The organism is Streptomyces sp. NPDC007945 (genome assembly GCF_042958885.1).
GTDB lineage: Bacteria > Actinomycetota > Actinomycetes > Streptomycetales > Streptomycetaceae > Streptomyces.
Genome location: NZ_JBIBJV010000006.1, coordinates 126380 through 139791 on the forward strand (window position 1 = coordinate 126380; position 13412 = coordinate 139791).

Sequence of the window (13412 nt, forward strand, 5' to 3'; positions counted from 1 at the left end):
GGAGGCGACATGGGGAACGACGGGTACGCGGGGACCGCCCCCGCGCTGGGCAGGGGGTACGACGCCGACGCGGCGGACACCGTCGCCTTCCTGGCGCGCGCGGCGGAGACGGTGCGCGCCCTGCCGGCGAAGGCGGCGCGGGACACGGCGCAACAGGCCGCGGCCGAGCGCGCGCACACGGCGGCCCGCCGGGCCCGCGGGCGCTTCCTCGACCTGCACGCGGAGACGCTCTACGCCGAACTGACCGACGGCCGCGCCGCGTTCCTTCGCCTCGGCGACCTCGCCCAGCAGGCCTCCGAACTCCTGCCCGGCCTCGTCCCCACCAAGGAGGAGCTGGAGGAGGAGCGGGTGCGGCCGCAGCGCGACAAGGAGGGCCGGGAGATCGACCAGGGCATCCTCTTCTCCCGCCTGCTCCGCTCCGCCGGCACCGGACGCCACCTCGTCGAGGCGATGCGCCGCCCGACGCCGGAGGCGCTCGCCGCCCTGCCCGGCTTCCGCGCCACCGGCAGCGCCGACCTCGGCATCGTCACCGTCCGGCGGGACGGCGCCGTCGGCGAGGTCACCGTCCACAACACGCGCTTCCTCAACGCCGAGGACGACCTCCTGGTCGCCGCCCTGGAGGTCGCCGTCGACCTGGTCCTGCTCGACGACGACATCCGCGTCGGCGTGATGCGCGGCGGCGAGATGACCCACCCCCGCTACGCGGGCCGCCGGGTGTTCAGCGCCGGCATCAACCTCACCCGCCTCCACCAGGGCGAGATCTCGCTCCTCGACTTCTTCCTCGCCCGCGAACTCGGCTACATCAACAAGATCTACCGCGGCCTGAGCCGCCCCGACGACGGCGAGTCCTGGCTCCCCGAACCCGTCGAGAAACCGTGGATCGGCGCGGTCGACACCTTCGCCATCGGCGGCGGCGCCCAGATCCTGCTCGTCTTCGACCGGGTGATCGCCGCCGACGACGCCTACTTCACCCTGCCCGCCCTCCGCGAGGGCATCATCCCGGGCCTCGCGAACCTGCGGATGCCCCGGGCCGCGGGCGCCCGGACGGCCCGGCGGTCCATCTTCGCCGACCGCCGCGTCGACGCCGCCACCCCCGAGGGCCGGCTGCTCTGCGACGAGACCGTCCCCGCCGCACGGCTCGACGACGCGATCGCCGCCGCGGCCGCCGAGCTCGCCAACCCGGCCGTCGTCGGCAACCGCCGCATCCTCCACGCGCACGAGGAGCCCGAGGACACCTTCCGCGGCTACCTCGCCTCGTACGCCGTCGAGCAGTGCAAGCGCCTCTACAGCAGCGACCTCGTCGACAACCTGGAACGCACATGGATAGCGAGGAACCGGTGACCACCTTCCCCGTCCGCACCTTCTACCAGCGGTTCGAGGAGTCGGCGCTGCGGCTCCCGGACCGGCCCGCCCTGGAACTCCGCGACGAGGTCCTCACCTACGCCCAGTTGCGGAACCTCGCCCTCACCCTCGCCGCCCGCCTGGTCGAGAAGCACGGCGGCGTCCCCGACCGGGTGGCGCTGGTCGCCTCCCGCACGGTGGCCACCTACGCCGGCTACCTGGCGATCCAGCGGCTCGGCGCCGGCATCGTCCCGCTCCACCCGGACCACCCCGACCGGCGCAACCTCGACATCGCCCAGCGGGCGGGCGTCGAGGCGGCCGTCGTCGCGCCGAAGAGCGCCGGACTGTTCCACGCCCTGCCCGAGCGGTACCGGCCGACGGTCCTGGAGCTCGACGAGGACGAGCGCGCCACCGGGAAGCCGTCCACCGCGCTGCTGCCGCCCGTCCCCGCCGACCCGGACCGCGAGGCGTACCTGCTGTTCACCTCCGGATCGACCGGCCAGCCCAAGGGCGTCCCGATCCTCCAGCGCCACTTCTCGCACCACCTGTCCCACACCACACCGCTGTACGGGATCGGCCCCGGCAGCCGGGTCTCCCAGGTCTTCGGCCTGACCTTCGACGCCCACGCCTTCGACCTCTTCGCGACCTGGGGCGGCGGCGCCACCCTGGTCGTACCGACCCCGGCCGAGCTGTACGCGCCGGTCGACTTCATCGTCGAACGGCGCCTCACCCACTGGTTCTCCGTCCCGTCCGTGGTCCGCGAGGCACAGCGGCTCGGCAACCTGCCCCTGGGCCGGGCCACCACCCTCCGCCACAGCATCTTCGGCGCCGAACCCGTCACCCTCCAGCACGCCCGGCTGTGGCGCCGGGTCGCCCCGCACACCGCCATCCACAACGTGTACGGCCCCACCGAGCTGTCCCTCACGGTCACCGACCACACCCTGACCGGCGACGGCGCCGACTGGCCGGAACTCCCCAACGGCACGGTCCCCATCGGCACGATGTACCCGCACATGGAGGGCGTCCTCCTCGACGAGGACGGACGGCCCACCGACGAGGGCGAGCTGTGCGTCCGCGGCCCGCAGCGCTTCGCGGGCTACCTCGACCCGTACGAGAACACCGGCCGGTTCGTGCGGTACGAGGAAGGCGGCCGGGCCGAGGTCTACGACGGCACCGAACCCCTCACCGAGCGGCACTGGTACCGCACCGGCGACCGGGTGCGCCGCGAGAACGGCGTCCTCGTCCACCGCGGACGCCTCGACCAGCAGGTCAAACTGCGCGGCCACCGCGTCGAGATCGGCGAGGTCGAAGCCGTCCTGCACCGCCACCCGGACGTCGTCGACGCCGCCGTCGTCCCCACCCGGCGGGACGGCGAGACCGAACTGATCGCCGCCTACGCCGGCCGCCGGATCGACCCGGCGGAGCTCGACGCCTGGCTGCGCGAGCAGCTCCCGCTGCACATGGTGCCCGCCCGCACCACCCACCTGGACGGGCTCCCGCTCAACGACAACGGCAAGACGGACCGCAGGGCCCTGGCACGGATCCTCGGCGACCGGGAGGGATCATGACCGAAGCGCTCGCCTTCTGGCGCGCCGAACTCGCCGGCCTCGAACCGCTGGAGCTGCCGGCCGACCTGCCCCGGCCCGGGACGGGGAACGGCGGCACGGCCGACCACGCCTTCACCGTCCCGGCCGGGACCGCCGACGCCCTGCGCAAGCTCGCGGCCGAGCGGGGCGGCACCCTCCGCGAGCCGCTGCTCGCCGCCTACCAGGTGCTGCTGGGCGTGTGGACCCGGCGGCGCGACATCGCCGTGGGCCACCGGGCGCCGGACGGCACCCTCGCGGTCGTCCGCACCGACCTGACCGGCGACCCGGCCTTCGACACGCTGGTACGGCGGGTCGCGGCGACCCTGGAGCGGGTCCGCCCCCACCGGGACCTGCCCTTCGCGGAGCTCACCGCCGCGCTCGACCCCCACCCGGACGGCCGTCACCACCCGCTCGTCCAGGCCCTGTTCACCGAGGCGGACGCCCCGGCCCCGGCCGACACCCGCCCGCCGGACCTGGAGCTGCGCGTCACCGACGGCGACGGCGCCCTCGCGGCCCGGCTCACGTACGGCACCGCACTCCTCACCGCCGGGACCGCCGAGCGGTTCGCCGCCTGCTACCTCACCCTGCTCGCCGCGGCGGCCGCCGCGCCCGGCACCCCGATCGGCGGGCTCGACCCGCTCGACCCCGCCGAGCGCCACCGGCTCCTGCGCGAATGGGGCGTCCACCCGGCGGCCTTCCCCACCGACCGGGGACCGGACGAGCTCATCGCCGAGCACGCCGCCCGCACCCCCGACGCCCTCGCCCTGGTGTCCGGCACCGAGCGGCTCACCTACGCCGAGCTCAACGCGCGGGCCAACCGCCTCGCCCATCACCTGCGCGCCCTGGGCGCCGCGCCCGGCACCCCCATCGGCGTATGCCTCGACCGCGGCCCCGCCCTGGTCGTCGCCCTGCTCGCGGTCGTCAAGGCCGGCGGCGCGTATGTGCCGCTCGACCCCGAACACCCGGGGGAGCGCCTGGAGTTCGTGCTCCGCGACACAGGCGCCCCGGTCGTCGTCACCCAGCGGGCGCTGCGCGGCCGCGTCCCCGGCGACGGCCGCACCCTCGTCGTCCTGGACGCCGACGCCGACACCGAGGCCCTCGCCGCCCGCCCCGCGACCGACCCGGAGCCCACGGCCGGACCCGAGGACCTCGCCTACGTCCTCCACACCTCCGGCTCCACCGGCACCCCCAAGGGCGTGGCCGTCACCCGCGGCGCCCTGCTCGACCTCGTCCACGCCATGCGGACCGTCTTCCCTCCGCCGGCGAGCGACGCCGTCCTCTTCACCACCTCGGCCACCTTCGACATCGCCAACGTCGAGATCTTCCTGCCGCTCGTCACCGGCGGCCGGCTGATCGTCGCCGACAAGGACCAGGTCCACGCCCCGCACGCGCTCGCCGCCCTCGTCGACGAGCACCGGGTCACCCTCGTCCAGGCCACCCCGTCCGCGTGGCGGCCGCTCGTGGACGCCCTCGCCGAACGCCCCGCCGCCGACCGCGACCTGACGGTCCTCAGCGCGGGCGAGGCGCTCCCCGCCGACCTGGCGGAACGGCTGCTGCGGGTCGGCCGCCGGGTCGTCAACGGCTACGGGCCGACCGAGACCACCGTCTACGCGACCGTCGCCGAGATCCGCGACGCGACCGGCCCCGTGCCGATCGGCCGCCCCACCCCCAACACCGAGGTGTACGTCGTCGACGACGCCGACCGGCCCGTACCCGTCGGCGTCCCCGGCGAACTCCTCGTCGGCGGCAGCGGCGTGGCCCGCGGCTACCTGGGCCGGCCCGACCTGACCGCCGAGCGCTTCGTCCGCCACCCCTTCTCCACCGACCCGGCGGCCCGCGTCTACCGCACCGGCGACCTGGTGCGCTGGCTGCCCGACGGGAACCTGGAGTTCCTCGGCCGGCTCGACCACCAGGTGAAGGTGCGCGGCTTCCGCATCGAACCCGGGGAGGTCGAGTCCGTGCTGTCCGCGCACGAGGCCGTCGCCTCCTGCGTGGTCGTCGTCCGCGAGGACGTCCCCGGCGAGAAGGCCCTGGTGGCGTACTGCGTCCCCGCCGAGGGACACACGCCCGGCGTGAGCGCCCTGCGCGACTGGTGCGGACGGACCCTGCCCGGCTACATGGTCCCCACCGCCTTCGTCTTCCTCGACCGGCTGCCGCTCACCACCAGCGGCAAGACCGACCGCACGGCGCTGCCCGCGCCGGACGGCGACCGGGCGGGCCTGGAGGCGGCGTTCGTCGCCCCCCGCACCCCGGCGGAGCGGGCGGTCGCCCGCAGCTGGGCCGAGGCGCTGTGGGTCGACGAGGTCGGCGCGCACGACGACTTCTTCGACCTCGGCGGGGACTCGCTCATCGCCACCCGGGTCGCGCTGCGCCTGCAGCGGGAGTTCGCCCTGGAGGTCCCGGTCCGGGCCCTCTTCGCCCACCCCACCGTCGAGGCCCTCGCGAAGGCGCTCACCGCCGCCCGCAGGAGCGGCGGCCCCGTCGCCGTCTGACCCGCGCCGCACGAAACCCGGCGACGCGACCCACCACACCGCACCGGACCCCGCACCAGCCCCGGGCGGACCGCACGGGCCCCGGGCGGTCCCCCCCCGCCCGGGCTCCACCGCCCGGGCTCCACCGCCCGAGCCCGACCTGCCCGGGCTCACCGCCCTGGCTCCACCGCCCGAGCCCGACCCGCCTCCCCACGCCGTGGCGCGCTCCCCCCGCCGCGCCCGGCCCCCGACCCGAGAGGGTGACCCATGAGCCACACGCCGGTGCTCCTCGTCGTCTACGACACCGGGAGCCTCGCCCCGACCCGCCTCGCCGAGGCCGCGCGGCAGGCCGACTGCCGGCTCGTCTTCGTGACGGCCGACACCGACCACGCCCAGGAGATGATCCCGACCCTGGAGATGGTCGGCTCCGTGGTGAACACCGCGGGCCGCACCGAGTCCGACGTCCTGCGCGAACTGGCGCGACTCGCTCCGGCGGGCATCCTCACCTTCAGCGAGTTCCGGATCGCCGCCACGGTGCGGCTCGCCGAGGCGCTCGGCCTGCCCTACCACCGGCCCGCCGACCTCGCCGCCATCACCCACAAGGACCAGCAGCGGCTGCGCTTCGCCGAGGCCGGCGTCGACACCGTCCGCTTCCGCACCGTGACCTCGCCCAAGCAGGTCGACGAGGCCGTCGCCGCCGTGGGCCTGCCCGCCATCGTCAAACCCGTCATCGGCGCGTCCAGCCGCAACACCGTCGCCGTCACCACGGAGGAGGAGTGCCGGGCGGCCCTCGCCGCCCTGTTCGACCCGTCCGCCGACGGCCCCACCGAGACCGCCGTCATGCTGGAGGAACTCCTCGTCGGCCGGCCCGAGAAGCACCCCTGGGGCGACTACATCGCCGTCGACTGCGTGGCCCGCGGCGACGACGTCCGCCCCGTCTTCGTCACCAGCAAGTTCGGCCTCGCCGAGCCCTTCCGGGAACGCGGCGGCTACGGCGGGTTCTCCGTGGTCCCCGAGCACGAGGAGCGCCAGGTCCGCGACCTCGCCTGCCGTGCCGTACGCGCCCTGAACGTCCACGGCGTCGCCGACGTCGAGATCAAGCTGACGCCCGCCGGCCCCCGGGTCATCGAGGTCAACGGCCGCCTCGGCGCCTGGGTCGACGACCTGGCCGTGCGCTCCGGCACCTCCGACCCCGCGGGCATCGCCGTCCGGGCCGCGCTCGGCCTCCCGTACGACACCCCGGACGTGAAGAAGGACGGGCCGATCGCCTTCCACTACCTGGTCGTCCCGCCCCGGGGCGCCCGCCGGGTCCGCGCCATCCGCGACGTCGGCGCCCTGCGCCGGCTGCCCCGCGTGCGGAGGGTCTCCGTCCTCGCCGAGCCGGGCGCCGACGTCGACTGGCGGATCGGCGCGCGCGGCAACGTGGCCGCCGTCCTCGGCACCACCGACACCCACGAGGAACTGGCCGCGACCGTCGCCGCCATCGAGAACGCCGACTGGATCGACTATGACCACTGACGCCCCGGCCGGCCCCCGCCCCCTCGTGATCTTCGACCTGGACGGCGTCCTCGTCGACACCCAGGACGCGGAGAACGGCGCCCTCGCCCACGTCGGCACCCTGATGGGCCTCGACCTCGGCCGCGAGGAACGCGACGCCCTCTTCTCCGGCAAGAAGATGCAGGAGTGCCTCGACCTCATGGCGGAGCTGACCGGCACCGCCCCGCCGGCGGACGCCATGGCCCTCGCGCGGGCCCGGTGCGAGGAGCTCATCGGCGACCGGATGGACCCCGTCGACGGCGCCGCCCCCGCCCTGCGAGCCCTGTCCGCGACCGGTCTCACCCTGTGCGTGGCGTCCAACAGCCCCCGGGAGATCATCGAACGCCGGCTCGACAAGGCCGGGATCCTGCACCCCTTCGGCGGCCGGCTCTTCTCCGCGTACGACGTGTCCGCCTGGAAGCCCGACCCCGAGCTCTTCCTCCGGGCCGCCGCCGAGTGCGGCACCGACCCCGCCGACTGCCTCGTCGTCGAGGACAGCGCCGTCGGCGTCGACGCCGCGCTCGGCGCCGGCATGCCCGTGCTCCAGTACGCGCCCGACCCGGCGACCGGCCCGCACCGCCCCGGCGCCCGGGTCTTCCCCTCCCTGCACGACCTGCCGGACCTGGTCCGGCACCACTTCGCGTCCACTCCCCACCCCGTACGCCCCGGAGGCAGGTCATGAGCAACGGTCCCCGCAAGGTCATGGTCCTGGGCGCCGGGGACATCGGCCGCCGCGTCTTCCACGAACTGGCGCAGAGCGCCGCCCCCCGCCACGTCCGGCTCGCCGGCCGCGACGGGGAGACCGTGCTCCGGGCCGCCAACCTCGCCCGCTTCTGCGGCCTGCAGCGCGGCTTCGCCCCCGCCGTCGACCACGCCGTCACCGACGTCACCGACACCGCGCGGACCGCCGAGACCATCGCCGCCTTCGACCCCGACGTCCTCTTCCTGGCCGTCAGCTACCAGTCCTGGTGGGTCATCTCCACCCTCCCCGACGAGAACTTCCAGCGCCTCTACGCGGCGAACTACGGCCCCTGGCTGCCCATGCACCTCGTCCCCGTCATGAAGGCCATGGAGGCCGTCCGCCTCTCCGGCACCCGGGCGGTCGTCGCCAACGCCGCCTACCCGGACGCCGTGCACCCCGCGCTCTCCGCGATCGGCCTCTCCCCGGACATCGGCATCGGCAACGTCGCCAACAACGTCCCCGGCATCCAGGCCGCCGCCGCCGACCGGCTCGGCCGCGGCCCCGAGGAGATCGAGGTACGGCTCGTCGCCCACCACTACGTCTCCCACCGGCTGTCCCGGGCAGGCGACAGCGGCCCCGCCGAGATGGGCCTCGCCTTCCTCCGCGACGGCGCCGACGTCACCGCCGAGCTCGACGTCCCCGGCCTGCTGCGCCGGCTCCCCGTCGACTACCGCAGAACCGGCGGCCTCGGCGGCCACGCCATGACCGCGGCCTCCGCCCTCAGCGTCCTCGAACCCCTCGTCGACGGCCGCGACGCCCTCGTCCACGCCCCCGGCCCCGACGGCCTGACCGGCGGCTACCCGGTCGCCCTGGAGTCCGGCACGATCCGGCTGCGGCTCCCCGACGGCATGACTCCGGAAGAGGCCGTCGCCGTCAACGTCTCCGGCCAGGAGGCGGACGGCATCGCCGAGATCCGCCCGGACGGCACCACCGTCTTCGCGGACGCCGCCATGAAGATCCTCACCGAGGAACTCGGCTACGCCTGCGCCGAAATGCCCCTGCACGAGGCCGAGGACCGGGCCCGCGAGCTCGCCGGACGCTTCGCCGCCTACCGGGACCGGACCGCCCGATGACGGCCCTCGGCACCCGCGTCCACCACGCCCCCGGCGCCGACCCCGGCGCTCTCCTCCCCGGCCCGGAGCCCCGCACCCTCCTCGACACCCCGCACGGAACCGCGGCGCTCGACCCCGCGCTGCTGCTCCGCCTCCACCGGTGGCTCGTCCGCGGCCGCCGCTACAACCAGCAGGCCACCGCGCTCACCAAGCAGGGCCGGCTCGCCGTCTACCCCTCCACCACCGGCCAGGAGGCCTGCCAGATCGGCGCCGCCCTCGCCCTGGAGGAGCGCGACTGGCTCTTCCCGACGTACCGCGACACCCTCGCCGTCCTGGCCAGGGGGGTCGACCCCGTCGAGGTCCTCACCCTGCTGCGCGGCGACTGGCACAGCGGCTACGACCCGCTCGCCCACCGCACCGCCCCCCTGTGCACCCCGCTCGCCACCCAGCTGCCGCACGCCGTGGGCCTCGCCCGCGCGGCCCGCCTGAAGGGCGACGACGTGGTCGCGCTCGCCCTGGCCGGCGACGGCGCCACCAGCGAGGGCGACTTCCACGAGGCGCTCAACTTCGCCGCCGTGTGGAAGGCGCCGGTGGTCTTCCTCGTGCAGAACAACGGGTACGCGATCTCCGTGCCCCTGGCCAAGCAGACCGCCGCCCCCTCCCTCGCCCACAAGGCCGTCGGCTACGGCATGCCGGGTCTGCTCGTGGACGGCAACGACGCGGCCGCCGTCCACCAGACCGTCCGCGAGGCCGCCGACCGGGCCCGCGCCGGACACGGCCCCACCCTCGTGGAGGCCCTCACCTACCGGATCGACGCCCACACCAACGCCGACGACGCCACCCGCTACCGGGACGACGACGAGGTGGCCGCCTGGCGGCGGCGCGACCCGCTCGCCCGGATGGAACGGCACCTGCGGGACCGCGGTCTGCTCGACGACGCGGAGGCCGAGCGGGCCGCCGCGGAGGCCGAGGCCATGGCCGCCGGCCTCCGCGCCGCCCTCGCGGTCGACCCGCGGCCCGACCCGGCGAGCCTGTTCGACCACGTCTACCGGCGGCCCACCGCCCAACTCCGCGAACAACGCGCCCTCCTGGAGCGCGAACTCGCCGCCGGGCCCGACACGGGGGAGACGCTCCGATGAGCCCGGCGAGCACCGCGCGCACCCCGACCACCGGGGCGCGGGAGGCGACCCTCGCCAAGGCCCTCAACCTGGCCCTCCACGACGCCCTGGCCGCCGACGAGCGGGTCCACCTCCTGGGCGAGGACATCGGCACCCTCGGCGGCGTCTTCCGCGTCACCGACGGCCTCGCCGCCGCCTTCGGCGACGACCGCGTCACCGACACCCCGCTCGCCGAGGCCGGCATCCTCGGCACCGCCGTCGGCATGGCCATGTACGGCCTCCGCCCGGTCGTCGAGATGCAGTTCGACGCCTTCGCCTACCCCGCGTTCGAGCAACTCGCCGGGCACGTCGCCAAGATGCGCAACCGCACCCGCGGCGCCCTGCCCATGCCGCTCACGATCCGCGTCCCGTACGGCGGCGGCATCGGCGGCGTCGAGCACCACAGCGACGCCTCCGAGGCGTACTACGCCCACACCCCTGGCCTCCACGTCGTCACCCCCGCGACCCCCGCCGACGCCTACGGGCTGCTGCGCGCCGCCATCGCCTCCGACGACCCCGTGGTGTTCCTCGAACCCAAGCGCCTCTACTGGGCCAAGGGCCTCCTCGACCCGGCCGAGCCCGTCCCGCCGATCGGCACGGCCGCCGTCCGCAGGCCCGGCACCTCCGCCACCCTCCTCACCTACGGCCCGTCGGTGCCGGTCTGCCTGGCCGCCGCCGAGGCCGCCCGCGCCGAGGGCTGGGACCTCGAAGTGGTCGACCTGCGGTCCCTCGTCCCCTTCGACGACGAGACCGTCTGCGCCGCCGTCCGGCGCACGGGCCGCGCCGTCGTCGTCCACGAGGCGCAGGGCTTCGCCGGCTTCGGCGCCGAGATCGCGGCGCGCGTCACCGAGCGCTGCTTCCACCACCTCCACGCGCCGGTGCTGCGGGTCACCGGACTCGACATCCCGTACCCGCCGCCCCTGCTGGAGCACCACCACCTCCCGGACCCCGAGCGGATCCTGGACGCCGTGGCCCGCCTCCAGTGGGAGACCGACCCGGCCGGGGAGGCCCTGTGAACACGCCCGGAACCGTCCGGGACTTCGTCCTTCCGGACCTCGGCGAGGGCCTCACGGAGGCGGAGGTCGTCCGCTGGTTCGTCGCCGTCGGCGACACGGTCGACGTCGACCAGCCGGTGGTCGAGGTCGAGACCGCCAAGGCGGTCGTCGAGGTGCCCTGCCCGTACGCCGGCGTCGTCACCCGCCTGTGCGGAGAGCCGGGCACGACCCTCCGGGTCGGCACCCCGCTCCTGTCCGTCGCCACCACGGGCACGTCCGCCGCCACCGCCCCGCCCACGTCCGCCGCCCCGGCCACGTCCGCTCGGACCGACACGGCACCAGCCCTCGGCGCGTCCGCCGACACGGTTCCGGCCCCCGGCACGCCCGCCGACACAGCTTCGGCCCCCGGCGCGTCCGCCAACACGGTTCCTGCCCCCGGCACCTCCGACGCAGGAACGCCCGCCCACGGGCCTCCGGCCCCCGGCACGCCCGCCACCGGCACCCCGGCCCCCCGCGCTCCCGCCGACGCCGTGCACCCGCCCCAGGACGGCTCCGGTCGCGTCCTCGTCGGCTACGGCACCGCACCGTCGCCCCGCCGCCGCGCGCGGGCGGCCGGTGGCGACCGGGCCGGGGAGCAGGTCCGCGTGGTCTCCCCGGTCGTCCGCCGCCTGGCCCGCGACCGCGCCGTCGACCTGCGCACCCTCCGCGGCACCGGCCCGGACGGGCTCATCCTGCGCGCGGACGTCGAACGCGCCGCCCCCGCCCCCGCCGAGGAGCCGGAGGCCGTCCGGGTCCCGCTGCGCGGCCTGCGCAGGACGGTCGCCGACACCCTGACCCGCGCCCACCAGGAGATCCCCGCCGCCACCGCCTGGGTCGACGTCGACGCCACCCGGTTCCTGGAGGCCCGCCGCAGACTCTCCGCCACGCCCTCCGGCCGGGCGGCGGCCGCGCACGGCCCCGGGGCGTCCGCCCGCGTCTCCCTCCTCGCGCTCCTCGCCCGCGTCTGCACCGCCGCCCTGGCGGAGTTCCCCGAGCTCAACTCCCGGGTGGACACCGAGCGGCAGGAGATCGTCCGGCTCTCCGCCGTCCACCTCGGCCTCGCCGCCCACACCGACCGGGGGCTCCTCGTGCCGGTGATCCGCGACGCCCACCGCCGCACCCTGCCGGAGCTCGCCGCCGAGACCGAGCGGCTCACCACCGCGGCCCGGGAGGGCCGGCTCGCCCCCGCCGAGCTCTCCGGCTCCACCTTCACCCTCAACAACTTCGGCGTCCTCGGCGTGGACGGCTCCACCCCGCTGCTCCACCACCCCGCGGCCGGCATGCTCGGCATCGGCCGGATCGTCCCCCGGATCCGGGCCGTCGACGGACGGCCCGAGATACGCGACGTCGGGCAGTTCTCCGTCACCTTCGACCACCGGGTCTGCGACGGCGGCACGGCCGCCGGCTTCCTGCGGCGCGTCGCCGACCTGGTCGAGGAACCCCTGTCCCTGCTCCGCCTGCTGTGAACCGAACGAAGGAGAACGACCACCGATGAGGCTGCTTCTGCTGGGCGGAACCGACTTCGCGGGCCGCGCCCTCGCCGAGACCGCACGCGACCGCGGCTGGGACGTGACCGTCTTCCACCGCGGCGAGCACCCGGCGCCGCCCGGCGTGCGCGCCCTCCACGGCGACCGCACCGGGCCCGGCGGCCTCGCCGCCCTCGCCACCGGCACCTGGGACGCCGCCGTCGACACCTGGTCCGGCGCCCCGCGCGCCGTCCGCGACGCCGCCCGGCTGCTCGCGGACCGGGTCGGCCGCGCCGTCTTCGTCTCCAGCCGCTCCGTGTACGCCTGGCCCGCCGCGCCCGGTCTCGCGGAGGACGGGCCGCTCGCGGACGGCGATCCGGACGCCGGGGCGACGGACTTCGCCGCCGACAAGCGCGGCGGCGAGCTGGCCGTGCTCCGGGAGTACGGCGAGGACCGCGTCCTCCTCGCCCGGCCCGGCCTGATCCTCGGCCCGCGGGAGAACTCCGGCCGCCTCCCGTGGTGGCTGCGGCGCGTCGCCCGCGGCGGCCGGGTCCTCGCCCCGGGGCCGTACGACACCCCGCTCCAGTACGTCGACGCGCGCGACCTCGCCGACGCCCTCACGGCGGGCCTGCACGGCGCGTACAACACCGCCGGCCCGACGGGCGGCACCACGATGGGCGAGCTCCTCGACACCTGCCTCCGGGTCACCGGCTCCGACGCCGAACTCCGCTGGACCGACCCGGCCGTCCTCGACGCCGCCGGCGTCTCCGGCTGGACGGACCTGCCCCTCTGGGCCCCGCCCGGCAGCGAGCTGCACGGCGCCGTCCACGGCGGCGACGTCACCAAGGCCCTCGCGACCGGCCTGCGCCCCCGCCCCCTCCTCGACACGGTCGCCGACACCTGGGCCCACCTCCGCTCCCTGCCCCCGGACGCCGAGCCCCCGGTCGCCGACGGCCTCGCCCCCGACCTGGAGGCCAAGGCCCTGGCCCTGCGCGACGCCTGAGACCCGGAACCGTAGGGTCGGTAC

At 76.1% G+C, this 13412-nt stretch carries 10 protein-coding genes; all 10 read left to right on the top strand.

Annotated features, from left to right (window positions below):
• Nucleotides 1-9 precede the first annotated feature (9 nt).
• The 10 genes from ACFZCF_RS20230 to ACFZCF_RS20275 all read left to right on the top strand — a co-directional run bounded on the left by ACFZCF_RS20230 (nt 10) and on the right by ACFZCF_RS20275 (nt 13388).
• Nucleotides 10-1341: an enoyl-CoA hydratase/isomerase family protein gene (locus ACFZCF_RS20230; RefSeq protein WP_388445274.1), complete on the top strand. Its 1332-nt coding sequence runs from the start codon at nt 10-12 to the stop codon at nt 1339-1341.
• Nucleotides 1320-2909: an AMP-binding protein gene (locus ACFZCF_RS20235; protein WP_391287772.1), complete on the top strand. Its 1590-nt coding sequence runs from the start codon at nt 1320-1322 to the stop codon at nt 2907-2909. Before ACFZCF_RS20230 ends, ACFZCF_RS20235 begins: the two co-directional genes overlap by 22 nt.
• On the top strand, nt 2906-5419 hold the full coding sequence (locus tag ACFZCF_RS20240; protein WP_391287774.1) for an amino acid adenylation domain-containing protein: 2514 nt from the start codon (nt 2906-2908) through the stop codon (nt 5417-5419). Before ACFZCF_RS20235 ends, ACFZCF_RS20240 begins: the two co-directional genes overlap by 4 nt.
• 246 nt (nt 5420-5665) lie before the next feature.
• Nucleotides 5666-6916, top strand: coding sequence for an ATP-grasp domain-containing protein (locus ACFZCF_RS20245; RefSeq protein ID WP_391287776.1), 1251 nt, complete (start codon nt 5666-5668; stop codon nt 6914-6916).
• A complete protein-coding gene (locus ACFZCF_RS20250) occupies nt 6906-7616 on the top strand; it encodes an HAD family hydrolase (RefSeq protein WP_388445285.1) in 711 nt (236 codons plus the stop codon). Before ACFZCF_RS20245 ends, ACFZCF_RS20250 begins: the two co-directional genes overlap by 11 nt.
• The gene (locus ACFZCF_RS20255) at nt 7613-8749 is read left to right on the top strand and encodes a hypothetical protein (protein WP_391287778.1); all 1137 of its coding nucleotides are present in this window, start codon (nt 7613-7615) and stop codon (nt 8747-8749) included. Before ACFZCF_RS20250 ends, ACFZCF_RS20255 begins: the two co-directional genes overlap by 4 nt.
• Nucleotides 8746-9867: a pyruvate dehydrogenase (acetyl-transferring) E1 component subunit alpha gene (pdhA, locus tag ACFZCF_RS20260; protein WP_388445290.1), complete on the top strand. Its 1122-nt coding sequence runs from the start codon at nt 8746-8748 to the stop codon at nt 9865-9867. The genes ACFZCF_RS20255 and pdhA overlap by 4 nt, the downstream gene beginning before the upstream one ends.
• Nucleotides 9864-10901 carry an alpha-ketoacid dehydrogenase subunit beta gene (locus ACFZCF_RS20265; protein ID WP_388445293.1) on the top strand — a complete coding sequence of 346 codons (1038 nt, stop codon included), beginning with the start codon at nt 9864-9866 and terminating at the stop codon, nt 10899-10901. The genes pdhA and ACFZCF_RS20265 overlap by 4 nt, the downstream gene beginning before the upstream one ends.
• Nucleotides 10898-12385 (top strand): 2-oxo acid dehydrogenase subunit E2, encoded by a 1488-nt coding sequence (locus ACFZCF_RS20270; protein WP_391287781.1) that lies wholly within the window; start codon nt 10898-10900, stop codon nt 12383-12385. The genes ACFZCF_RS20265 and ACFZCF_RS20270 overlap by 4 nt, the downstream gene beginning before the upstream one ends.
• A 25-nt stretch (nt 12386-12410) precedes the next feature.
• Complete coding sequence (locus ACFZCF_RS20275; RefSeq protein WP_391287783.1) at nt 12411-13388, top strand: NAD-dependent epimerase/dehydratase family protein; 978 nt, start codon at nt 12411-12413, stop codon at nt 13386-13388.
• Nucleotides 13389-13412: the final 24 nt, after the last annotated feature.

Coding starts and splice junctions, on each gene's coding strand:
- ACFZCF_RS20230 (WP_388445274.1), top strand. CDS start 10: ATGGGGAACGACGGGTACGCGGGGACCGCCCCCGCGCTGGGCAGGGGG.
- ACFZCF_RS20235 (WP_391287772.1), top strand. CDS start 1,320: ATGGATAGCGAGGAACCGGTGACCACCTTCCCCGTCCGCACCTTCTAC.
- ACFZCF_RS20240 (WP_391287774.1), top strand. CDS start 2,906: ATGACCGAAGCGCTCGCCTTCTGGCGCGCCGAACTCGCCGGCCTCGAA.
- ACFZCF_RS20245 (WP_391287776.1), top strand. CDS start 5,666: ATGAGCCACACGCCGGTGCTCCTCGTCGTCTACGACACCGGGAGCCTC.
- ACFZCF_RS20250 (WP_388445285.1), top strand. CDS start 6,906: ATGACCACTGACGCCCCGGCCGGCCCCCGCCCCCTCGTGATCTTCGAC.
- ACFZCF_RS20255 (WP_391287778.1), top strand. CDS start 7,613: ATGAGCAACGGTCCCCGCAAGGTCATGGTCCTGGGCGCCGGGGACATC.
- pdhA (WP_388445290.1), top strand. CDS start 8,746: ATGACGGCCCTCGGCACCCGCGTCCACCACGCCCCCGGCGCCGACCCC.
- ACFZCF_RS20265 (WP_388445293.1), top strand. CDS start 9,864: ATGAGCCCGGCGAGCACCGCGCGCACCCCGACCACCGGGGCGCGGGAG.
- ACFZCF_RS20275 (WP_391287783.1), top strand. CDS start 12,411: ATGAGGCTGCTTCTGCTGGGCGGAACCGACTTCGCGGGCCGCGCCCTC.